Genomic DNA, 22,412 nt, shown 5'->3' with positions numbered 1-22,412 from the left:
TTTCGAGACGCTTGATTTTCGGCGGTTGTGTGCGTTGCAAGCAGACAGAGTGGAGCAGAAAGACAAATGTGTCGTTGGGCAGCTTATCGGGGCGAACCGCTTTATCTGGAAGAACTGGTCTCTTCGCCCGCCCATTCCCTGATCGAGCAATCCCACTGTGCCACACGCGCAAAGACCGCCACCAATGGCGATGGTTTCGGCATCGCCTGGTATGGAGACAGACCAGAGCCTGGCCGCTACAGGGACATTCTTCCGGCCTGGTCCGACTGCAATCTGCGCAGTATCGCACGGCAGATCCGCTCGCCACTGTTTCTTGCCCATGTCCGCGCCGCAACGACGGGCGCAACACGGCGCGACAACTGTCACCCCTTCGTGCATGGCCACTGGTCCTTCATGCACAACGGCCAGGTCGCGAGCTTCGAAGCGATCCGCCGGCCGCTCGAAAGCCTGTTATCGGACGAACTGTTCTCGGCCCGGACCGGATCGACCGATTCCGAGCTTCTCTTCCTGCTGGCGCTGCAGTTCGGCATGGATGCCGATCCCTTGGGCGCAATGGAAAAGGCGATCGCCGCCGTCGAAGACATCTCGATGGAACGGCTCGGCTCGGCACTCGTCCGCTTCACCGCCTGCTTTTCCAACGGCCGCCAGCTTTATGCGGTGCGATATGCCACGGATCACAAGCCACCGACACTTTATGCCGCACCGATGACAGGGAAGGGGTCGGATGCGGATGGATCAAAGACCGGTTACTGCCTGGTGTCGGAACCTTTGAACGACGAGGCCGATACCTGGGTGGAAATTCCAGATGGCAGCGCCGTCAAGGTCTGCCCGGATGGCATGCAGGCGTTGCTCTTCCAGCCGCAGGCGCTGTCGAAGGCCGCGTGATCCTCATGCGAGCCGGGCCGCTATCAGCTCGGCCAGCCGCATCGCAACCTCGTCCTTGCCGAGATCGGGCCACGCATCGATCGCGGTCTCGCTGATGATCTTCACCTGATTGCGCATGCCGCCCATGACGCCGGTCTGAGGAGAGACGTCGTTTGCAACAATCAGGTCTGCACCCTTGCGCTGAAGCTTCGATCGCCCGTTTTCGTCCACATTCTGCGTCTCGGCGGCGAAACCGACGACAAGTCTGGGGCGCTTGTCGTGATGCCCAACGGTCTTGAGGATGTCGGGGTTTTCGGTCAGCATCAGCGGAGCCGGTGCTTCGCCCGGCATTTTCTTGATCTTCTGGTCGGCGGAGGAAGCCACCCGCCAGTCGGCGACGGCCGCCACCATGACGGCGATATCGGCGGGAAGATGGCTTGTCACGGCTTCGAGCATCTCGGCCGCCGTCTCCACATGCAGCGTCGTGACGCCATCGGGATCGGGGATTGTCACCGGGCCTGAAACGAGTGTCACATCGGCACCGAGTTTCGCCAGCGCCGCAGCAATCGCATGGCCCTGACGGCCGGATGAGCGGTTGGCGATGTAGCGCACCGGATCGATCGGCTCATGGGTGGGGCCGGAGGTCACGATGGCGGTCTTGCCGGCCAGCGGTTTCGGCGAAGCATCAAGCAGCGCAATCGCCGCGGCAACGATCTGAAGCGGCTCTGCCATCCGGCCGGCGCCGGCCTCGTTGCTTTCCGCCATCTCGCCAACCATCGGTCCGATCATATGGATGCCGTCCGCTTTCAGTGTCTCGGCATTGCGTTTCGTCGGAGGAGCCGCCCACATTTTCGGGTTCATGGCAGGCGCCACCAGCACGGGAAGATCGGTTGCCAGAAGCACGGCGCTTGCCAGGTCGTCCGCCATTCCGTGGGCCATCTTCGCCATCAGGTCGGCACTGGCGGGTGCAACGATCACGAGGTCCGCGTCGCGCGCCAGCCGGATATGGCCGACATCCTGCTCGTCCTCGCGCGAAAAAATCTCCGTATAGACATGCCCGCCCGACAAAGCCCCGACGGCAAGCGGCGTCACGAATTCCTGGGCGGCCCTGGTCATGACCGGCCGCACCGAGGCCCCGCGTTCGCGCAGCCGCCGGATCAGGTCGAGGCTCTTGTAGGCCGCAATCCCGCCGGAGATGATGAGAAGGATACGCTTGTCTTTGAGTTCCATAGCCCGCCCGCTTTCGAAGTGACCGGAAGCTAGGGTTTTGTTCTTGAACATGCAATCGTCCTGCAGCAAGAGTGGTGAAACTCCGATGAACGGCGGTCGCAATGAATGATTTCAAGTCGGTCGAACCTGCCCCAAGCCAGACCCTGATCCAGCCGGCCGTCCCGATCTTCCGCATTTTCGACGTCGGCAAGGCGATGGAGTTCTATTGCGGGTTCTTAAGCTTCACCGTCGACTGGGAGCATCGGTTCGCTCCCGACGCACCGCTCTATTGCCAGATATCGCGCAGCGGCATGCTGATGCATCTGTCCGAACATGCGGGCGATGCCTCGCCGGGTGCCCGCGTGTTTGTCCCCATCACCGGTGCTGCAGCGCTCCACGATGAACTCAATGCCAAGGACTATCCATATATGCGGCCGGGGCTGCATCAGGCGCCCTGGGGGCTGGAGGTTTCGGTGACGGATCCGTTCAGCAACCGCATCACCTTCTGCGAACGCGAGATCAAAGGCTAACCGGTCGGCCTAGACCAGTTCGAACAGGTTGAGCGCGATCGGGGAACGCTGTGCTTTCATGACGGCGATCGCCAGCCGCGCCACCGGTCCCGGCCCCTCGATCGGTCGGTACACCACGCCCTCAATGGCAATTTTCGTGATCGAGCCCGGCACGATCGAGACGCCCAGCCCTGCCGCAACCAGATTAACCACGGACGGGATCTGCGGCGCTTCCTGCGTGACGTTGAGCTCGAACCCGGCATCGCGGCAGGCGCTCAGGATATCGTCGAACAGGCTGAGACCCACCGTGCGCGGAAACAGCACGAAGGGTTCTCCCGCAAGCGCTGCTATCGGCACGGTGCTTAAGGTCGCAAGCTCGTGGTGCGCCGGCAGTGCGATCAGCATCGGCTCGTCCGCCAGACGTTTCAGCCGCACCGCCTTCGGGTCTTCCAAGCCGGGACGGATAAAGGCGGCGTCGATCTCGCCGCGTTCCAGTTTCTCGATCAGCCAGTTGCTGTTCATTTCCGCCAGCGACAGCGCAACGCCCGGCCACTCGCTCCGGAAACGCCGGATAGCGCCCGTCACGACCGGGTTGAAGGCCGCAGACGCGGTAAAGCCCAGCGCCAGCTTGCCTGTCTCGCCGCGCGCGGCACGGCGGGCAGAAAGTTTCGCAGCCTCTGCGGCCGCAAGCGAAGCCCGCGCTTCGGGCAGAAACGCTGCCCCGGCCGCAGTCAATTCCGCACCATGCGGCACCCGGTGGAAAAGCGCTGCCCCGATCTCGTTTTCGAGATCGCGGATCTGCTGGCTGAGCGGCGGCTGACCAATACCAAGCCGTGCCGCAGCCCGCGTGAAATTCTCCTCCTCGGCGACAGCGAGGAAATAACGGATATGCCTCAGCTCCATCGGTATCTGTAAAACCTATAGAGAACGCCTGCGCTATATATTGGATTAATGGGAACCGACTGGCTACCTTTGATGGATCTGAAAGGTCGAATTCCCCATGCCCGCCTCCGCATCCCTGAACGCCGATCTGCCCGCGGCACCGAACGGTCAAGCTCTTGCAGAAGCGGGGGAGGGGGAGAAGCTCTATCTCGTCCGCGGCACGCCGGCCTATCGGAGGGCAAGTCTCGCCTTCTTCATGTCGGGCTTTTCAACCTTTGCGCTGCTCTACTGCGTCCAGCCGCTGATGCCGATCTTCGCGCGTGATTTCGGCGTCAGTCCGGCGGCAAGCTCGCTGTCCCTGTCGCTGTCGACGGGCTTTCTGGCGGTCGCCATCTTTTGCGCCGCCGCCGTGTCGGAGCGGTTCGGCCGCCGCAGCCTGATGTTCGTGTCCCTGCTCGGCGCCTCGATCTGCACCATCGCCTGCGCCGCCATGCCCAACTGGAACCTGCTTCTGATCATTCGTGCGCTGGAAGGCCTGTTGCTTGGCGGCGTTCCGGCGGTCGCGATGGCCTATCTGTCGGAGGAAGTCGATCCGAAAGGTCTTGGCGCCGCGATGGGCCTCTATATCGCCGGCAACGCCTTTGGCGGCATGGCTGGGCGTGTCGTCACCGGGGTTCTGGCCGAATATTTCTCCTGGCGTCTGGCGCTTGTCGGCATGGGCGCGCTCGGCATCGTCGCCGCCATCGGCTTTCTCGTTCTCCTGCCGCCATCGCGCAACTTCGTGCCGCGCAAATCCAGCCTGCGCTATCATGTCGATGCCTGGCTCGGCCACCTGAACCATGCGGCCCTGGCACTGCTATTTGCCATCGGCTTCCTGCTGATGGGCGCATTCGTCACCATCTACAATTACATCGGCTTCCGGCTGGTGGACGCACCCTACAGCCTCGATCAGACGGAGCTCGGCCTCATCTTCACAGTCTATCTGTTCGGCATCGTCGCGTCCTGGGCCGCCGGTCTCCTCGGAGATCGCTTCGGCCATTTCGCCGTCATGCTCACCGGCATCGTCCTGGCATTTACAGGCGTCGTCATCACACTCACCTCGCCGCTGCCGCTGATCATTCTCGGCATCGTGCTGCTCACCTCCGGCTTCTTCATCGCCCATTCGGTGGCAAGCGCTTTGGTCGGCCGCATGGCGAAAGGCACCAAGGGCCATGCCTCCTCGCTCTATCTTCTGGGATATTATCTGGGCTCAAGCGTCGCCGGCTCGGTGGGCGGCCACTTCTGGAGCGCCGATGGCTGGTGGGCCGTATCGGCCTTTACCGGCACGATGCTGGCGCTCGCCCTCGCGGCAGCACTGCTGTCGCGCAGTATCACGCAGCGAAGCTAGCTCTTCTTGGCGGACGCGTTGACGGCGGGAGCCGGCGAGGTCGTCAGTTTGAAATCCGTCATTTCCTTCGGCGTCAGATAGTACAGCCGGTCCGGCGGGGTCTCCAGTGCGTGCAGCCAGAGGCCGGAGCCGATCCCCATCTCCTCCAGATGTCGCGTCACGCGTGCGGTCGTCGCCTGGGCGCCGGACATCGCCTCGTCGGCGCTCGGCCGGTTGCGGCCGCCGTTGAACACCTGGTGCACGCCGATCACCGCATCCTTTTGGGCCACCCGCGTGACACCGCCGGCAAACACGATAGGGCAGGAGGAAGCACAGAGCCCCTTGGTCACCACAAGCGTGGCCAGCTTCTTCTCGCGGATCAGCTTCGACATGGCGATCGCGTCGCCGACCGAGCCGCCGGGCGAGTTGAGCGACACCGTCTTCACATATTCGCCGCGGGCTTCGATCTCGGTCGCAAAGCGCTCGGCAGCACCCGGCTCGATCGCTCCTTCAGCCTTCAGAATGCCACCCGTTGTCAGGTTGAAGGTCATCGCCTTGCGCAGCACGTCTGCCGGGCTCGAGGGCTCCACGGGCGGTGCCGCCGGGCGGCCCTCGGTCAGCGCCGGCGGCAGAACGGGATCCGTCTCGCGCATCGGATCGTAACCCGGGCTCTCGGGCTTTGCGGTCGCGATCTCGCGAATGTCGGTCACGAGGAAAATGCCGGAAATGCCGAGCATGAGATAAAAGACGCCGCGCAGGATGACACCGTCGTCGAGCCGGCGGATTGCCTTACCGATCCTCATGGCTGCGGTCCCGGCGCGTTTTCGGATCGAGACTGCGGATATTGGTATTCTCGTCGGCCTTCACCTCGTCGGCCTTCACCTCGTCCGCCTTCAGCTCGGCCAATCGGGCATCCTCCTGCGATGTCTCGGGCTTTTCCATGGCCGCGGTCGCCTGTTCCACGCTCATGCCGCTGGCACTGACGGCGCGCTGGACTTCGAGCGCCTGCAAAAGCTCGGCAGCTGTAATGCGTTCGGCAAACGGAAGCGGGTCCTCCTGTCTCCGGATCGCGCCATGCACGACGGCCAGGATGAACACCATCACACCCGGCAGAAGGTCGATGGAGATCGCGCCGGCCCAGGCGGGAATAAAGTCGCCGGCATATTCCAGAACGGCGCCTGCCGGCGAAAGCGGCACGAAGCGCCGTTCTCCCACAGTCGGCCGCGACAGGATTTCGTCGGCAGCCTTGGCCAGCGCCTTGGATTGCGCGCTCACCGAAGCCTTCACCGTCTCCATCACCTGGTTCTGGCGGTTGACGAGGTCGGGCGCTGCCCCATCCGGCACAGGCGCGATAAAGCCGATCGCCAGATCGTCTGCCGCACGACGGATCGACGGCGCGATCGAGGTCTGCGACAGCGAGGACACGACGCCCGTCAGCGCCACGGCCTCGGTCGAGAACTGGTCGGCGCGGGGTCCGATGTCGCCCGGTGCCGAGACCAGCCCGCGCATCGCCTCCAGCCGCTTCTGGCCCTGTTCGAAAAGATCGGCCACCTGTTCGCGCGACCCGTTGATATTGCCTTCCAGCGATTTCATCTGGGCCGACATCTGGGTGAGCAACTGCACCACGCTGCCTGAGCCGGTGGTGCCGGTCAGCGAGCCGGACTGGCGCTCGACACCGGCAAGCTGCGAGAACCGTTCACCGGCACGCTGGATATCCGGCAGCAGGCTCTGCGCGGCAATCGCATTCTGGTGGGCACGGTCGAGATCGGCCGTGTAGGCTTCCACGGTTTCGGAAAGGTGCTGTTCGACGGCGGACGAACCGGCAAGTGCTGCGGCGTTCAGCCAACTCGACATCGCCATGATCATCGCTGCACCCGCGGCCATCACCGCCAGCATCGCCGTTCGCCCCGTGCGCGAGGTGATATGCGGATAGAACCGCGCCATGTAGGACCAGAAGGCATAAATGCCGACCGACACCGACACCGAATAAATGATCGCGGCGAAGAACACCGCCGTGGGCGACCCGTCGAGAATGGTGCGGGCACCGAGATAGGTATAGACGCCCGATGCCAGCGCCAGCACTGCCAGCGCAAAGCGCGTCATCGTTTCGACGGCAACGACGCCATCCTGCAGCCGTCGGGAAGCGCCAAGCGCCATGGGCAAACTCCAAATGGCCACCTGGGGGGCACGCGAAAGGACTATATTCCTTTAAGAAAGTCTGAAGAACCCGGCGGAATAAAGGCGTGCCGTCCTCACGCTTGCGTGGGCTGTACGCCCTGCATGCCGAACCCGCCAAGCGCAAAGAACCCGTCGATCGCATGGATGGGCGAGATGGCGATCAGCTCCGTCAGGAAGGCCTCCGACGCGAGTTCCGCCTCTATCGCCTCCACCTCCGCCGAAAGCGGCCGGTCGACTGTGTAGAAGGCTGCGTGGCGGCGTACGGCATCGTAGATCAGCTTGACCGCACCGCCCGGCTCGTCGCCGTGGATATCCATCGCCTGGGCTGCCAGAAGTGCCTCGAGCGCGGCCAGTCGCTGCAGGGCCTGCACTTGTCGCTCGAACCGCTCGATCACCAGCGGCAGAAACGCTGCCTCGTCCTCCATGCCGCCGGCCACCACCAGCGACTGCGCCGAAACCGGGTTGGTCATCGACAGCACGCGCGAAAAGATCTCGCCGGCGAGCTTGATGATCGGCCCGAAGCCGGTTGCGATGACACCATGCGGAACCAGGTTGACCGGCAGATCGCGGCGCTGGCCGTTTCCAAGAAGAACGCAGCGGTTGAAGGCATTGCGCGCCGCATGCGCCATCGTCAGCGACGCCGATTCCAAGAGCACGGTGACATCGAGCGGCAGCGAACCGCCTGATGTCAGAACCCGGCCGTCGACGATCACAGGGTTGTCGTCGGAGCGGCCCGTTGCCGCCAGTATCTTGTGGCCGGCGGTCAGCACGCTTTCAAACACCGTGCCGAACACCTGCGCGATCATGCGCAGGCTCAACGGGTCTTGGATATGCGTCGCCTTCGGCCAGTCCCAGCCTTCGGAGGCGTTGCACAGCCATTTGCCGATCATCGCCTCGCGCGGCGTGCCCACATGGGTGACGGCAATCCACGGGTCGCGGGATCCGCCCATCGCACCGGAAGCGGCCATGCCTGTGGCAAGCAGCGTTCGGATGGCGCAGGCGGCCGTGCGCGTCGCGTCGGCGGCGGCCGCAAAGCTGACGGAATTCACGCTGAGCGATGCAAGGCTATCGCGCGGCGCCATTTTCATCGGCGCGATGCCTGCCGCCGCAAAGGCTTCCGCTGCGGGCAGGCGGCGTCCCTCAAACATCGCCTCGCCGACGCCGGTCAGGACAGCACCGATCTGCCCCATCAAACCGATATCGGCGCAGCCGATCGAGCCGGTGCGCCGCACGACCGGAATGACGTCGGCCTGCAGCAGATCGAGATAGGCCTGAACCAGTTCGGTCGAGCAACCCACATAGCCCGTCAGCGCCGTGTTGACGCGCAACGCCATCGCATTGCGCACGACGCAGATCGGAAACGGTTCGCCGGTGCCGAAGTGATGGGCCCGGACGAGCCCGATATTGAAAGCGTCGAGCTCTTCCGGCGACCACGCGACGTCCTTCATCGCACCAACGCCAGTCGTCGCGCCATAGACGGGCGTGCCCTGGGCAATCGTGCTCTCCAGCACCAACCGCGCCGCAGCGACACGGGCAAGCCCTTCGGCACTGGCTGTCACGGTAACTTCGCCACGGCCGATCTTGATCAGCTCGGCAAAGCCGATCGGCTGGCCGGTGAGTTCGATTGTGATGCGGTCTGGGTTTTCGGGTGCGGCGGACATGGCATTCCTTTTTGCCCGCACACTAATTCATCCTGTCGTCCAAGGTATATCCCAGAACCTGGACATCTGATGTCGCAACGCGCCTTTTCAGACGACGGCGAAGGCGATGACGACGAGCGAGATCGCGATGATCCACAGTGCCACGCGGCCGGAGCGACTGTGCCTGGCTTCCGCCTTGCCGATCGCGTCGGCCGTTTCGGGGTCGAAACGCAGGCCGTGTTCGCTCATGTGAACGAGTTCCCGGTGCAGGGTTTCCGTCTTGGCGGCGATCTCCGGCAATGCTTCGGCAAGCTTCAGGCCCGCCTTCATCCCGTCCTTGAGGTCGGATGCGATGCGCTTGGGGCCTAGATTGTCGCGGATCCACAAACCGACCACCGGTTCGGCCGCCTTCCACATGTTGAAACGCGGATTGAGGATGCGCGAAACGCCTTCGACGACGACCATCGTCTTCTGCAGGAGGATCAGCTGCGGCTGGGTCTGCATCTCGAAGAGGTCGGTCACCTCGAACAGCAGCGCCAGCAGCCGGGCCATGGAGATCGTTTCGGCTGGCTGACCATGGATCGGCTCGCCGATCGCCCGGATCGCCTGCGCGAAGGCTGCTACGTCGTGATGCGCCGGCACATAGCCCGCTTCGAAATGCACCTCGGCGACACGCATATAGTCGCGGGTGATAAAGCCGTAGAGGATTTCGGCGAGGAAGCGCCGTTCCTTTTTGCCCAGCCGTCCGGTGATCCCCATGTCGACCGCGACGATCGTACCGTCCCGCTCGACGAAAAGGTTGCCGGGGTGCATGTCGGCATGGAAGAAGCCGTCGCGCAGCGTGTGGCGCAGGAAGGACTGGATCAGCACTTCTGCGAGCTTTTCCAGATCGTGGCCGGCAGCCCTCAGCGCCGGGACGTCGTTCATCTTGGCGCCGTCGATCCACTCCATGGTGATGACGTCGCGGCCGGTCCGTTCCCAGTCCACTTCAGGCACGCGGAAACCTGGGTCGTCCGCCGTGTTTTCGGCAATCTCGGAAAGGGCTGCAGCCTCCAGGCGCAGGTCCATTTCCATCTTGGTCGTCTGTTCCAGCGTCCGCGTCACCTCAATCGGGCGAAGCCGGCGGCTGGAGGGCATCAGGCGTTCCTGCATGCGGGCAACCACATACATGCCTTCGATGTCATTTGCGAAACGCTGGCGCACGCCGGGGCGCACCACTTTCACGGCCATCTTTTTGCCGTTCACTTCGGCCGGGTGCACCTGCGCGATCGAGGCGGCCGCAATCGGCTCTTCGAACGATGTGTAGAGATCACTGATCGGGCGGCCAAGCGAGGTCTCGACGGCGGTTTTGGCAGCATCCGTGGGGAAGAAGGCCATCCGGTCCTGCAGCATGGCAAGATCGACGGCCCAGTCGACGCCGACGACATCCGGGCGGGTGGCGAGAAATTGGCCGATCTTCACATAGGAAGGACCAAGCCTTCCCACGGCGCGGGTCAGCCTTTCGCTGCGGGGCTGCTTCTTCGCCCTGAAACGGGTGAGCGGCTCGAGCATGGACTTGAGAATACCGACGGCCGGCGGCAGGTCCTGTGTCGGCAGGGCCGAAACCACGCCTTCGCGGACAAGAACCCAGCCGACACGGGCGAGCCGGAAATAAGCGCCGATCGTGCTCATCGCTTCAGAGCTTCCAGCCGGAATGCAGCGCCGCGATCCCGCCGGTATAATTGGTGTAGCTCACGCGCGAAAAACCGGCGGTGCGGATCATCGCTGCGAAATTTTCCTGGTTGGGGAATTTGCGGATCGATTCCACCAGATACTGGTAGGGCTCGGAATCACCGGTGATCATCTTGCCGAAGCGCGGGATCGCCCGGAACGACCACTCGTCGTAAAACTTGTCGAGCAGCGGAAGTTCGACTTCCGAAAATTCCAGAACCAGCAACCGTCCGCCACGCTTCAGCACGCGAAAGGCTTCAGACAGCGCCACGTCGATGCGCGGAACGTTGCGGATCCCGAAGGCGACCGTATAGGCGTCGAAGGAATTGTCCTCGAAGGGCAGGGATTCTGCATTCGCCTCGATGAAATCGAGATTGCCGGACAGCTTTTTCTTCTGCGCCCGCTCGGCACCCACGGCCAGCATCGAGCCATTGATATCGAGCACCGTCGTATGGGCCTTGAGGCCCGAGGCCTCGACGATGCGGAATGCGACGTCGCCGGTGCCGCCCGCCACATCCAGCGTCCGGTAGCTCGCATCCTTGCGCGGATTGAGCGCGGTAATCATCGCGTCCTTCCACACCCGGTGCATGCCCGCCGACATGACGTCGTTCATCACGTCATAGCGCTTGGCGACCTTGTGGAACACGTCGTTGACGAGGCCCTGCTTTTCCCCATCGGCCACCTGGCGGAAGCCATAGGAGGTTTCCATTCCGCCTTCGGCGCGGGTGCGGGCTTCGGTCATGGGCAGCTCCTCGGTGTCTCTATCCAGGCGGACCATAGCGAAACCGGTTTCCGGACGCTATGTGGTGGATTACCGCCCGGTCTATAGAGCACCGGCGGCATCGTTGAAACAGGAAGTTAGGTAGACCATGCCCGAATTGCCAGAGGTCGAAACCGTTCGTCGCGGCCTTTCTCCGGCCATGGAGGGAGCAAAGCTTGCAAGGCTGCAGCTGAACCGCACCGATCTGCGCTTTCCGTTCCCGGAAAATCTTGTCGCCGCAGTCGAAGGCCGGCAGATCATCGCGCTGGGAAGACGCGCCAAATACCTGCTGATCGACCTCGAAGACGATCTCACCATCATTGCCCATCTCGGCATGTCCGGCTCGTTCAGGGTCGAGGAAGAGGCGCTTGGCACATTTCATCATCCGCGCTCCAAGGACGAGAAGCATGACCACGTCGTCTTTCATCTGGAGCGTGGCAACGAGACATTGAAGGTCATCTATAATGATCCGCGCCGTTTCGGCTTCTTGCATCTGGCAAAGCGCAGCGAGCTCGATCTCTACCCTGCCTTCGCACAACTCGGGCCGGAGCCGACCGGCAACGCGCTCGATGCGGAGTATCTCGGCAAGCGGTTTTCCGGCAAGGCGCAGCCATTGAAGAGCACGCTGCTCGATCAGACCGTGATCGCCGGTCTCGGCAATATCTATGTCTGCGAAGCGCTGTGGCGCGCGCACCTGTCGCCGAAGAGGGCAGCGGGCAGCATCGTCACGCCCACGGGCCGGCCGAAGAAGGAGCTGGTCCTGCTGACGGAAGCGATCCGCGCTGTCATTGCCGATGCGATTGCAGCCGGCGGCTCGTCTCTGCGCGACCATATCCAGACGGACGGCTCGCTTGGCTATTTCCAGCATTCCTTCTCTGTCTATGACCAGGAGGATAAGCCCTGCCGCACGCCGGGCTGCGGCGGCACCGTTTCTCGTATCACCCAAGCCGGCCGCTCCACCTTCTACTGCCCGCGCTGCCAGAAGTGATCAGCCTTTGCAGGTGATGTTTGAACACGCATCCCTGTAAGGAGAGTGGGAGGGGTTATGGTCGCGAAAAGGACGCGGGACTTCGCCAAACGGCAAATTCAGCAGCACCCTTCATGCGAATCCGCGTTGACGAGGCCCGCTATACCGGTTATATGCCCGCCCACAGTTGGGAAAGCCTGATCGACGGCTTCCTCTATTGCTCCCGAATTGCTGGATTGATGGTCGCAGGACCTACGCGGCAACGGCGGAGTTTTGGTTCGAATTCGTAGAGAGGCATGATATGGCCAATACAACTTCGGCGAAAAAAGCGACCCGCAAGATCGCTAGCCGTACCGCAGTCAACAAGTCCCGCCGCTCGCGCGTTCGTGGCTTTATCCGCAAGGTTGAAGAAGCGATCGCAACGGGTGACGTATCCGTCGCTGCTGCTGCTCTGAAGGCAGCTCAGCCGGAAATCGCACGCGCTGCAACGAAGGGCGTCCTTCACAGCAACACGGCGTCCCGCAAGGTCTCGCGCCTGGCAGCTCGCGTCAAGGCACTCTCCGCCTAATATCACCTTTAGCGTGCATGCATCAAAAGCCTGGTCGGTCGACCGGGCTTTTTGTGATTCTCGGTCCTTTGTACTTCGTTAACCGGCTCAGTAACGGTTACGTGTCAGGTGCGTGACAGATTTTCCCGATGAAATACAAAGGCTTATGAGAGGTCTGCCCAAGTCTGGCGGCAATTCCGCCAACCCGCCGCCTGCTTTCTGAGTCAAGGTTTTTTTTATTTTTTCTCTGAATCGTACCATCAGAAATAGATGGATTTTGAATCCCATTGATTCAACTGGGATTCTTCTCCGCAACCCTCCGGCCATTCAAATCGCGCCCAGAGAGTCAACGGTCGCGCTCGGATTTTGCGTAAAATTCATCATTGATCTTGCCATTTGATCCTGCCTAAATGGCTTTTAGCGAGAGGCATGGAGATCACTCCTAGAGCCTGCCGACAACCGCTCGACACCGAGCGGCCCGGGGACTTTAAGCAGCTTGCGGCGAGATGTTTTTCTCGTTTCCTTATTTAACCGATGGTTGCAAGCCGGAAATTGGCTTTTCCGGCAACAGCTGAACTTATGCGTGACGGGGCCGACTGGGGAGTCGGAAGAAGGCATTGGGAAGTCAGCGGCTCTTCATAACGAGGATGGAGCGTGCGCTGAGTTGCGGGTTGGCTCCCGCAGGTCTGGATCAGACGAGGTGATCCGGATCGATCTTTGATGGTCCGGGCGGTTGGCCTGGAACTTTAATCGATGGGGAAGGGCAGTCATCGTTTCCTCGCGGAGACGGGCTGTCGGACGTAGTTAAAAAGAATGTGTCCTGGCGGGAAACAGAACCGCCGGGCTCCTATGGAAAAGGCGGCGAATAATGCAAATGAATAACGTATCGGCTCGTGCAACCGGCAACGGGGGCAATGCACGACAGGCGTTTGATTCCGTTTGCGCACAGGCGGCAGGGGAAACACCAGTTATGAAGCATGATGCTCTTTTCGAGCGGTTCAGTGTGCGTCTTAAAGCACAGGTCGGCCAGGATGTTTACGCAAGCTGGTTTGCAAGACTTAAGCTTCACACCGTCTCGAAGAGTGTCGTCAGGCTCACGGTGCCCACGACGTTTCTGAAGTCTTGGATCAACAACCGTTATCTCGATCTGATCACGTCGATCTTCCAGGCGGAAGATGCCGAGATCCTCAAGGTGGAGATCCTGGTCCGCACGGCAACCCGCGCTGCAAAGCCGGTATCGGATGTCCAGGACGGCGTCATTGGCTCGGATGCTCCGGCACCTGTCGCGTCGCAACGCCCATCTGCACCGCGTGAGATCGGCAAGATCGCCACGTTCCCGACTGCCGCGTCCACCCCGGTTCGCCAGTCCTCGCAGCCCGGCCCGTTGTTCGGTTCGCCACTCGACAGCCGTTATACGTTCGACACGTTCGTTGAAGGCGCCTCGAACCGCGTGGCGCTTGCCGCTGCCAAGACGATTGCGGAAGCCGGTGCCGGTGCCGTGCGTTTCAACCCGCTGTTTATTCATTCCGGTGTCGGTCTCGGCAAGACCCACCTTCTTCAGGCCATCGCCAACGCCGCCGTCGGCAGCCCCCGCATGCCGCGCGTGGTCTATCTCACCGCCGAATACTTCATGTGGCGTTTCGCAACCGCGATCCGCGACAATGATGCCCTGACGCTCAAGGACAGCCTGCGCCATATCGATCTGTTGATCATCGACGACATGCAGTTCCTGCAGGGCAAGATGATCCAGAACGAATTCTGCCATCTGCTCAACATGCTGCTCGACAGCGCCAAGCAGGTCGTGGTTGCTGCCGACCGCGCGCCCTGGGAGCTGGAATCGCTCGATCCGCGGGTTCGCTCGCGTCTGCAGGGCGGCGTGGCCATCGAGGTCGAGACGCCGGACTACGATATGCGCATGGAAATGCTCAAAGGTCGTCTCGCGGCTGCCCAGCAGGATGATCCATCGCTCGATATCCCGCACGAAATTCTCGATCACGTCGCACGCAGCGTCGTCAGCACCGGTCGCGAACTGGAAGGCGCGTTCAACCAGCTGCTGTTCCGTCGCTCGTTTGAGCCGAACCTCTCGATCGAGCGCGTCGACGAGCTTCTCGCCCATCTGGTCGGCGCCGGGGAAGCAAGGCGCGTCCGGATCGAGGATATCCAGCGCGTCGTGGCACGCCATTACAACGTCTCGCGGCAGGAACTGGTCTCCAACCGCCGCACCCGCGTCATCGTCAAGCCGCGCCAGGTCGCCATGTACCTCTCGAAAACCATGACGCCGCGCTCCTTCCCGGAAATCGGCCGTCGGTTTGGTGGCCGCGACCATACGACCGTGCTGCATGCGGTTCGCAAGATCGAGGACCTGATCTCGGGCGACAGCAAGCTCAGCCACGAGGTCGAGCTTCTGAAGCGCCTGATCAACGAAAACAATCTGTGATCATCGACTGACCGACCGAAGCCGGCTCTTACCCATCGGATGAGAGCCGGTTTTTGTTTGTCCGGGCGTTGACGGGATTTGGCTTCTGGCGCACACCAATCTTTCTGGTGTGCGAGGAGCGTGTCGTGTTTCTTTTATCCGTGGCGACCATCTGGGCTGTCGCCTGCATTACCCCCGGGCCAAATACGCTGCTGGTGATCCGCTATTGCCTCACAGCACCGCGCAAGGTTGCCCTTACGGCAGCCATGGGAACGATTACCGGAACATGCCTGTGGGGCTTTGCGGGCTGGCTCGGGATCAATGCCCTGTTTCAGGCAGCTCCCTTCGCCTATGTCGCGCTGAAGATCGTCGGCGGTCTTTATCTCGTATGGCTCGGCCTGCGCGTCTTCATGGATGTCCGGAAGGCCCGGACAACACCCGAATTTGCCCCCACAGAACGCGAGATACCGCTGAGGAAGGCTTACCGACTGGGGCTTGCGACCAACCTCGCCAACCCGAAATCGGCTCTCTTCGTTGCCTCGCTGTTTGCCGCTACCATGCCGGCGGGCACGCCGTTTCTCTACGGGCTAGCGGCAATCGCTGTCATGGTCGCGGTTTCGGCCTGTTACTATACGTTTCTGGTCGGCCTGATCACCCATCCGCGGGTAGCGAGCGCCTATCTCAAGGCCAAGCAGAAGATCGACCTCGGCGTTGCCACCGTCTTCGTCGGCTTCGGCACCAAGCTTCTCCTGTCACAAAAGTAAAAGCCATGGCGGAGCACGATCAGACCCTCCGCTTCTACGCCGACAATGCCGAAACCTATGCCGGTTATCGGGAGAAGGCCAATGACGTCAGGCTGGAGGCATTTCTCTCCCGTCTCTCGCAGGGCGCCCGCATTCTGGAATTCGGCTGCGGCAATGGCCGCGACAGCGGTTTCATGATTGAACGCGGCTTCGACGTCACCCCGACGGATGGCGTTGCGGAAATGGCAGAGCAAGCCTCGCGCCGCTTGGGGCGCACGGTTGCGATACTGCGCTTCGGGGATATCGACAGCGTGGCGGCCTATGACGGCGTCTGGGCCAATGCCTGCCTTCTCCACACGCCGATAAACGATCTTGCCGATATCCTTGCCCGCATCCATCGGGCGCTGCGCCCTGGCGGCATTTTCTACGCAAGCTACAAGACCGGAGGCGAAGAGATGACGGATGCGATCGGTCGCTATTACAACAACCCGTCGCGGCCCTGGCTCGAACAGGCCTACAGGACCGTCACGTGGTCATCGCTCGAGATAAGCACGAACGACGGCAGCGGCTATGATGACCGGCCGACCGAATGGCTGCATGTGACGGCGGTGAAGGCCTAGTCAGCAGGCGAGGTCGGCAACGACAGCATCGAGGATCAGCATGCCGGACGGCGTGCAGCGCAGCCTGGAATTTCCCAGCCGCTCGATAAAGCCGTGTTCCAGAAGCCGCTCCTCGCGGACCGGGTCCGGATCGCGGCCGGAAAGCTCCTGCCAGCGCGCCAGGTCGACGCCTTCGGTCAGGCGCAGTCCCATCAGAAGCAACTCGTCCGCCTGCTCGTCGAAGCCTAGCAGTTCCTGGTCGACCATGCCGTGGCCTTGTGTCTCGACCTGGTCCAGCCAGGTTTCCGGACGTCGCTCGGTGGCGGTGGCGATCTTGTCGCGTCCCCGCGTCAGGCGACCATGCGCACCAGGGCCGATGCCGGCATAGTCGCCATAGCGCCAGTAGGTCAGGTTGTGCCGGCTTTCAGCACCCGGCTTGGCGTGGTTGGAAACCTCGTAGGCCGGCATGCCATGCGCGGCCGTGATCTCCTGCGTCGCCTCGTAGAGCAGCGCCGACTGCTCATCATCTGGAACGATCAGCTTGCCGGCCTTGTGCAGGCCGTAGAACGGCGTGCCTTCCTCGATCGTCAGCTGATAGAGGGAAAGGTGATCGACGGCATAGGAAATGGCCTGCTTCAGCTCCGCTTCCCAGGCCTCCACCGTCTGCTTGGGACGGGCGTAGATCAGGTCGAACGACATGCGCGGAAAGATCTCGCGTGCCAGCTTGATCGCCTTCAGCGCGTCTGCCACGTCATGCAGGCGGCCGAGGAATTTGAGATCCGTATCGTTGAGCGCCTGCACGCCCATCGAGACCCGGTTGATGCCGGCAGCCCGGTAGCCGCGAAAGCGTTCCGCCTCGACGCTGGAAGGGTTGGCTTCCATCGTGATCTCGATCCCGTCAGGCACATGCCAGTGCTGCGCGATCCCGTTGAGGATCGCCCCGACGGTTGAAGGATCCATCAGCGAAGGCGTACCGCCGCCCAGAAAGATGCTCGTGACCGTCTTCGGCCCGCTCATCTTCCGCATCGTTTCCATCTCTTTCAGAAACGCGGCGGTGTAGCGGAGCTGATCCACGGGCTGGTGGCGGACATGGCTGTTGAAATCGCAATAGGGGCATTTGGCCGCGCAAAACGGCCAGTGCACGTAAACGCCGAAGCCCGGCTCACCCGTGTCGGGTAGCAGCATGCCGGGAAAAAGGGGAGCGACGGCGTTCAATGGGGATCAGGCCTCCAGGCAGGTTTCAACGAACAGCTTGAAGGCACGCGCCCGGTGCGAAAGCGCATCTTCATCGCCGGGCTTCCAGCCGTGCTTTTCCTCGCTGGTCATTTCACCAAACGTGGTCTTATGGCCTTCCGGCTGGAAGATCGGGTCGTAACCGAACCCGGCATCACCCCGCGGCGGCCAGGCGACAACGCCCTCGACATCGCCGCGGAAGAGTTCGGTGTGGCCATCCGGCCAGGCAAGGCAGAGAACGCTCACAAAACGGCAGCTGCGCTTGTCGGGCGTGGTCGCACCCTTTTCCTGCAGCGCGTCTTCCACCTTCTGCATCGCCATCGCGAAATCACGGCTGCCATCCTCGCGCTCGGCCCAGTTGGCGGTATAGACACCGGGAGCACCGTCCAGCGCATCGATGACGATGCCGCTATCGTCGGAAAGGGCGGGCAGGCCGGACGCCTTGGCAGACGCAAGCGCCTTGATCGCCGCATTTTCCTCGAATGTCGTGCCGGTCTCGTCCGGTTCCTCGAACTTCAGTTCGGCTGCGGACTTTGCCGAAAAGCCGAACGGACCGATCAATTCGGCAATCTCACGGATCTTGCCGGCATTGTGGCTGGCAACGACGATCGTTTTCGTCTCAAGCTTGCGCATGAAGGTTCCTATAGATTCCAGAGCCTCGGCTCTGCGCATTCCAGACTGTTGCCGGCCGGGTCGCGGAAATAGAGGGATCGGGCGCCGGTTGGCCAGCGAAAATCGCTTTCCATCACGATGCCCGCCTTGTTGAGCTTTTCGACCATTCTGTCAATCGCCGGGCCGTCCATACGAAAGCACACATGCCCCGGTCCTGTCGTGCCATGCGGCGGAACCGGCAGCGCATCATCAGGCGGCGACTTCAGCGTCTCGGCGCGATTGAAGATCAACAGGATGCCGGGTCCGCATCGGTAAAACACGTGGCGATCGCCGGCCCGCAGCACCCGCTCAAGCCCGAGCAGTTCACCGTAAAAGGCTTCCGCCGCATCGAGATCATCGACATAGAGCGCTGTTTCGAGAATGCCGTCGATCAAAACAGTGGCTCCCTTGTCTGATGCTGCCCCGCCATGAAGGCGGGGGAGGAGGTTCGATCGAGAGGTAGTCTCTCCGGAAAGGAAGACTGCCCCTCGCAACTCTTGGATCAGCCAGCGTTGAAATCAGCCGCCGATCGCCTGCTTCTGCAGAGCTACCAGTTCCCGGGTGCCGTCCTGTGCCAGCGACAGCAGGTTGAGGAATTCCTCCTGGCTGAAGGGAGCACCCTCGGCCGTGCCCTGGATCTCGACGATGCCGCCGCTACCGGTCATGACGAAATTCGCGTCTGTCTCGGCGGCCGAATCTTCGAGATAGTCGAGATCGATGACCGGCTGGCTTGCAAAGATGCCGCACGAAATCGCCGCGACATGGTCTTTCAGAACCTTGTCGAGCTTGATCATCGAGCGGGTGTCCATCCACTTCAGGCAATCATACAGCGCCAGCCAGCCGCCGGTAATGGCCGCCGTACGGGTGCCGCCATCGGCCTGGATCACGTCGCAGTCGATGGTGATCTGCTTTTCGCCAAGCGCGGAAAGGTCGACCACGGCGCGCAGCGAACGGCCGATCAGGCGCTGGATTTCCTGGGTACGGCCACCCTGCTTGCCGGTCGCAGCCTCGCGCTTCATCCGGTCGCCGGTGGCGCGCGGCAGCATTCCGTATTCGGCGGTGACCCAGCCCTTGCCGGAATTGCGCAGCCACGGCGGCGTCTTTTCTTCAAGGCTTGCGGTGCACAGAACATGGGTATCGCCGAACTTGACGAGACAGGAGCCCTCGGCATGTTTGGAGAAATTGCGCTCGAACGAAATCTTGCGCATCTGATTTGTCTGTCTGCCTGAAGGCCGCATCCGTCACTCCCTAAATTATTGTTTCCGCCTTCTAAGGCTCGGAGCCGTCATTTGCAAAGAATTTCCCTTTTGCGGATGCGCAAGTGAGCGACTATATCTGGGAGATGAGATCAGCAGGATGGTAAAGGGGCCAATGGTATTTCCGGGACTGACGGGTCGCGACAACGGCTCCGTGCTTGATGATCGTTCGCGGGAAATCTTTCGCCGCATCGTGGAAAGCTATCTGGAATCCGGCGAGCCGGTCGGTTCGCGCAATCTGTCGCGACTTCTGCCCATGTCGCTGTCGCCAGCCTCTGTGCGCAATGTCATGAGCGATCTCGAAGAGCTCGGCTTGATCTACTCGCCGCATATCAGTGCAGGCCGCATGCCCACCCAGACGGGCCTGCGCTTCTTCGTCGATGCCTTCATGCAGGTGGGCAATCTGTCGGAAGAAGACCGCGCCAGCATTGACCGGCAGATCCGTCCGCCGGATCGCGATCAGACGCTCGAAAACCTGATGGCCGATGCAAGCCTGATGCTGTCTGGCGTCTCGCGCGGCGCCGGCATCGTCATCACCGCCAAGAACGATCCCGTCCTCAAACATGTCGAGTTCATCCGCCTGGAGCCCACCAAGGCGCTGGCCGTCCTTGTTGGCGATCATAATCAGGTGGAGAACCGGATCATCGACCTGCCGGCCGGCGTAACCTCGTCGCAGCTCGGCGAGGCCGCAAATTTCCTCAACGCGCATCTCGCCGGCCAGACGCTGCCGGAATTTCGCGGCCAGATGAAAATGCTGAAGGAACAGGTCGCAAGCGAGCTTCACACGCTGTCGCATGATCTGGTGGAGCGAGGCCTCGCCTTCTGGTCGGGCGATCAGGAGGACGGAAAGCCGGGCCAGCTTATCGTCCGCGGCCGGGCAAACCTCTTGGAAGGTCTGGCTGACGTCAGCGATCTCGATCGGCTGCGTCTGCTGTTTGACGATCTCGAAAAGAAGGACAGCCTGATCGAGATCCTCGACCTTGCCGAAAAGGGGCCGGGCGTGCGGATCTTCATCGGTTCGGAAAACAAACTGTTCTCTCTATCCGGCTCCTCGCTCATCGTTGCGCCCTATCGTGATGGCGAGGAACGCATCGTCGGCGCGGTCGGCGTGATCGGCCCAACCCGGCTGAATTACTCGCGCATTGTGCCCATGGTGGATTACACGGCGCAGCTGCTTGCAAGGCTATCCCGCTAGGATGTTCCCAAGCCCTTGATTTTTTCGCCCCGAACCTCGATATCGGGCGCAACCACCCTTCCAGATTCCAATACGCACCGGAGACCGTCATGACCGACGAAACCAAGAAGAACGGACCTGACGCAGCTGCTGTCGAAAACACGGCGGAAGCCGTGGCATCCGCTCTCGAAGACGCCGCCGATCAGAGCGCAGGGGAAGCCTTCTTCGCGCAGGAGCCCGATCCGATCGATGTGCTCAAGGCTGAAAATTCCGATCTGCGCGATCGCTTCATGCGGCTTGCCGCTGAAATGGACAACCTTCGCCGCCGCACCGAACGTGAAGTAAAGGATGCCAAGTCCTACGCCGTCTCGGGCTTTGCCCGCGATATGCTGGCCGTCTCGGACAATCTGCGCCGCGCGCTCGACACTGTTCCGGCAGACAAGCGTGCCGGAGCCGATGCGACGCTGACGAGCCTGCTTGAAGGCGTCGAAATGACCGAGCGTGGCATGCTGTCGACACTCGAGCGGCACGGCGTCAAGAAGATCGATGCCGAAGGCGAGAAGTTCGATCCGAACTTCCATCAGGCCATGTTCGAGATCCCGAATGCGGACGTACCCAACAACACTGTCATGCAGGTCGTCCAGGCCGGCTTCATTATTGGCGAACGCGTCTTGCGCCCGGCCATGGTCGGCGTCGCCAAGGGCGGCCCGAAGGTTGAAGCAGCGGCGGCTGAAGACAAGAAGGACTGAGCTCCTCAGAGCCTTTCCAAGAAAAATGGGCGCCTCGGGCGCCCATTTGCGTTTGGCGACCGCGGGTAAGGATCAGTGCGTCGTATCCAGCGAAACATGCGCCAGGGAACGGATCAGGGCCAGTTCCGAATTGAGATGGGCTCGGGTCTTCTTGTCCGCATCGCCGATCAGTCCCTCCTGACCATCGGCAATTTTGAAGATTGCATCGAGCTCATCGAGAAGATGGGGATCCTTGATCGCCAGCAGGATGATAACCGCCTTGAGCAGTCTGTCATTCGCAGCGATCCTGGCACGTATGTCGTCATTCATGTCTATCTCCTTCAACGGGAAAGACATGTGGCGTATTTGACAAAAGGCAATTCTAAAGAGGGCTCGAAAACAAGATTAGCCGCTCCATTCGAGGGCGAGCGGGCGGTTTTACTCTATAGAAAAGGAGTATAAAGCCGCCTCAGGCGGCGTGGTTTGCCTGTTCTGCATTCAGAAAGGCGTAGATTGCCGACGCGGAATCGGTCTTGCGAAGCTTGGCAACGAGATCCTGATCGCGCAATACGCGGGCAATACGCGAAAGCGCCTTCAAGTGGTCGGCGCCGGCGCCCTCTGGGGCGAGCAGCAGGAAGACAAGATCGACCGGCTCGTCATCAAGCGCTTCGAAGTCGATCGGCGATTCCAGGCGGGCGAACACGCCCTTGATGGACGATATGCTGCTGAGCTTGCCATGTGGGATGGCAATGCCGTGGCCAACGCCCGTCGACCCCAGCCGCTCCCGTTGCAGGATGACGTCGAAGATCTCCCGCTCGGGAACACCCGTCAGCTTGGCCGCTTTCACAGCAAGTTCCTGAAGAAGCTGCTTCTTGGAGGTCACTTTAAGGGCAGGAACAATCGCATCTTGCTGCAGCAAATCCGCCAAAGCCATTCTTATCATCCTTTTGCCGCGAAGGGCGAAGAGAGCGCCAAAGGCG

At 61.7% G+C, this 22,412-nt stretch carries 22 protein-coding genes and 1 pseudogene; 10 read left to right on the top strand and 13 right to left on the bottom strand.

Annotation, left to right across the window (positions count from 1 at the left end; translation table 11 throughout):
- The first annotated feature begins 66 nt into the window (after positions 1 to 66).
- Positions 67 to 885 (top strand): class II glutamine amidotransferase, encoded by an 819-nt coding sequence (locus BLW69_RS17505; protein WP_092663792.1) that lies wholly within the window; start codon positions 67 to 69, stop codon positions 883 to 885.
- Between the two features lie 3 nt (positions 886 to 888).
- On the opposite strand, the gene coaBC is transcribed toward BLW69_RS17505, so the two are convergent.
- Positions 889 to 2,094 carry a bifunctional phosphopantothenoylcysteine decarboxylase/phosphopantothenate--cysteine ligase CoaBC gene (gene coaBC / locus BLW69_RS17500; protein ID WP_092663790.1) on the bottom strand — a complete coding sequence of 402 codons (1,206 nt, stop codon included), beginning with the start codon at positions 2,092 to 2,094 and terminating at the stop codon, positions 889 to 891.
- Positions 2,095 to 2,240: 146 nt separating this feature from the next.
- On the opposite strand from coaBC, the pseudogene BLW69_RS17495 reads away from it, so the two are divergent.
- A pseudogene (locus tag BLW69_RS17495) lies at positions 2,241 to 2,603 on the top strand (glyoxalase superfamily protein); the annotation flags it as partial.
- A gap of 9 nt (positions 2,604 to 2,612) precedes the next feature.
- Here BLW69_RS17495 and BLW69_RS17490 read toward each other — a convergent pair.
- Entirely contained in the window at positions 2,613 to 3,485 is an 873-nt protein-coding gene (locus BLW69_RS17490; RefSeq protein WP_092663789.1) for a LysR family transcriptional regulator, read from the bottom strand.
- A gap of 97 nt (positions 3,486 to 3,582) precedes the next feature.
- Between BLW69_RS17490 and BLW69_RS17485 the strand changes: the two genes are divergently transcribed.
- Positions 3,583 to 4,851: an MFS transporter gene (locus BLW69_RS17485; protein WP_092663787.1), complete on the top strand. Its 1,269-nt coding sequence runs from the start codon at positions 3,583 to 3,585 to the stop codon at positions 4,849 to 4,851.
- Here the strand turns inward: BLW69_RS17485 and BLW69_RS17480 are convergent.
- The 5 genes from BLW69_RS17480 to ubiE form a co-directional block, all read right to left on the bottom strand.
- Positions 4,848 to 5,633 carry a COG3904 family protein gene (locus BLW69_RS17480; RefSeq protein ID WP_092663785.1) on the bottom strand — a complete coding sequence of 262 codons (786 nt, stop codon included), beginning with the start codon at positions 5,631 to 5,633 and terminating at the stop codon, positions 4,848 to 4,850. The two genes, BLW69_RS17485 and BLW69_RS17480, sit on opposite strands and share 4 nt — an antisense overlap.
- A complete protein-coding gene (locus BLW69_RS17475) occupies positions 5,620 to 6,987 on the bottom strand; it encodes a hypothetical protein (RefSeq protein WP_092663783.1) in 1,368 nt (455 codons plus the stop codon). Before BLW69_RS17475 ends, BLW69_RS17480 begins: the two co-directional genes overlap by 14 nt.
- Before the next feature lie 95 nt (positions 6,988 to 7,082).
- Entirely contained in the window at positions 7,083 to 8,669 is a 1,587-nt protein-coding gene (locus BLW69_RS17470; RefSeq protein ID WP_092663781.1) for an aromatic amino acid lyase, read from the bottom strand.
- A gap of 87 nt (positions 8,670 to 8,756) precedes the next feature.
- A complete protein-coding gene (ubiB, locus tag BLW69_RS17465; protein ID WP_092663779.1) occupies positions 8,757 to 10,319 on the bottom strand; it encodes a 2-polyprenylphenol 6-hydroxylase in 1,563 nt (520 codons plus the stop codon).
- 4 nt (positions 10,320 to 10,323) lie between these two features.
- Positions 10,324 to 11,100, bottom strand: coding sequence for a bifunctional demethylmenaquinone methyltransferase/2-methoxy-6-polyprenyl-1,4-benzoquinol methylase UbiE (ubiE, locus tag BLW69_RS17460; protein ID WP_062454932.1), 777 nt, complete (start codon positions 11,098 to 11,100; stop codon positions 10,324 to 10,326).
- 127 nt (positions 11,101 to 11,227) lie between these two features.
- On the opposite strand from ubiE, the gene mutM reads away from it, so the two are divergent.
- The 5 genes from mutM (at position 11,228) to BLW69_RS17435 (ending at position 16,411) form a co-directional block, all read left to right on the top strand.
- Positions 11,228 to 12,106: a bifunctional DNA-formamidopyrimidine glycosylase/DNA-(apurinic or apyrimidinic site) lyase gene (gene mutM / locus BLW69_RS17455; protein ID WP_092663778.1), complete on the top strand. Its 879-nt coding sequence runs from the start codon at positions 11,228 to 11,230 to the stop codon at positions 12,104 to 12,106.
- Positions 12,107 to 12,386: 280 nt separating this feature from the next.
- A complete protein-coding gene (gene rpsT, locus BLW69_RS17450) occupies positions 12,387 to 12,653 on the top strand; it encodes a 30S ribosomal protein S20 (protein WP_062454038.1) in 267 nt (88 codons plus the stop codon).
- 847 nt (positions 12,654 to 13,500) lie between these two features.
- Positions 13,501 to 15,069, top strand: coding sequence for a chromosomal replication initiator protein DnaA (dnaA, locus tag BLW69_RS17445; protein WP_062454037.1), 1,569 nt, complete (start codon positions 13,501 to 13,503; stop codon positions 15,067 to 15,069).
- Between the two features lie 125 nt (positions 15,070 to 15,194).
- A complete protein-coding gene (locus tag BLW69_RS17440; RefSeq protein WP_092664115.1) occupies positions 15,195 to 15,812 on the top strand; it encodes a LysE family translocator in 618 nt (205 codons plus the stop codon).
- A gap of 5 nt (positions 15,813 to 15,817) precedes the next feature.
- Positions 15,818 to 16,411, top strand: coding sequence for a class I SAM-dependent methyltransferase (locus BLW69_RS17435; protein WP_092663776.1), 594 nt, complete (start codon positions 15,818 to 15,820; stop codon positions 16,409 to 16,411).
- Here BLW69_RS17435 and hemW read toward each other — a convergent pair whose 3' ends face one another.
- The 4 genes from hemW to rph all read right to left on the bottom strand — a co-directional run bounded on the left by hemW (position 16,412) and on the right by rph (position 19,512).
- A complete protein-coding gene (hemW, locus tag BLW69_RS17430) occupies positions 16,412 to 17,575 on the bottom strand; it encodes a radical SAM family heme chaperone HemW (protein WP_062454924.1) in 1,164 nt (387 codons plus the stop codon).
- A 36-nt stretch (positions 17,576 to 17,611) separates the two neighbouring features.
- Positions 17,612 to 18,256: an RdgB/HAM1 family non-canonical purine NTP pyrophosphatase gene (rdgB, locus tag BLW69_RS17425; protein WP_062578821.1), complete on the bottom strand. Its 645-nt coding sequence runs from the start codon at positions 18,254 to 18,256 to the stop codon at positions 17,612 to 17,614.
- Between the two features lie 8 nt (positions 18,257 to 18,264).
- A complete protein-coding gene (locus tag BLW69_RS17420; RefSeq protein WP_092663774.1) occupies positions 18,265 to 18,669 on the bottom strand; it encodes a VOC family protein in 405 nt (134 codons plus the stop codon).
- 123 nt (positions 18,670 to 18,792) lie between these two features.
- On the bottom strand, positions 18,793 to 19,512 hold the full coding sequence (gene rph, locus BLW69_RS17415; protein WP_092663772.1) for a ribonuclease PH: 720 nt from the start codon (positions 19,510 to 19,512) through the stop codon (positions 18,793 to 18,795).
- 133 nt (positions 19,513 to 19,645) lie between these two features.
- On the opposite strand from rph, the gene hrcA reads away from it, so the two are divergent.
- Together hrcA and grpE are read left to right on the top strand one after the other, a co-directional pair.
- Positions 19,646 to 20,725 carry a heat-inducible transcriptional repressor HrcA gene (gene hrcA / locus BLW69_RS17410; RefSeq protein ID WP_062454032.1) on the top strand — a complete coding sequence of 360 codons (1,080 nt, stop codon included), beginning with the start codon at positions 19,646 to 19,648 and terminating at the stop codon, positions 20,723 to 20,725.
- 89 nt (positions 20,726 to 20,814) lie between these two features.
- Positions 20,815 to 21,453: a nucleotide exchange factor GrpE gene (gene grpE / locus BLW69_RS17405; protein ID WP_062454031.1), complete on the top strand. Its 639-nt coding sequence runs from the start codon at positions 20,815 to 20,817 to the stop codon at positions 21,451 to 21,453.
- Between the two features lie 72 nt (positions 21,454 to 21,525).
- Here grpE and BLW69_RS17400 read toward each other — a convergent pair whose 3' ends face one another.
- Both BLW69_RS17400 and ptsN read right to left on the bottom strand, forming a co-directional pair.
- A complete protein-coding gene (locus BLW69_RS17400) occupies positions 21,526 to 21,762 on the bottom strand; it encodes a hypothetical protein (protein WP_062454030.1) in 237 nt (78 codons plus the stop codon).
- Between the two features lie 139 nt (positions 21,763 to 21,901).
- Positions 21,902 to 22,366 (bottom strand): PTS IIA-like nitrogen regulatory protein PtsN, encoded by a 465-nt coding sequence (gene ptsN, locus BLW69_RS17395; RefSeq protein ID WP_062454029.1) that lies wholly within the window; start codon positions 22,364 to 22,366, stop codon positions 21,902 to 21,904.
- Positions 22,367 to 22,412: the final 46 nt, after the last annotated feature.

Source organism: Rhizobium sp. NFR12 (assembly GCF_900108545.1).
GTDB classification, from domain to species: domain Bacteria; phylum Pseudomonadota; class Alphaproteobacteria; order Rhizobiales; family Rhizobiaceae; genus Neorhizobium; species Neorhizobium soli.
Note: the sequence above shows the minus strand (reverse complement) of the source record. Positions and strands in the feature narration are given on the sequence as shown.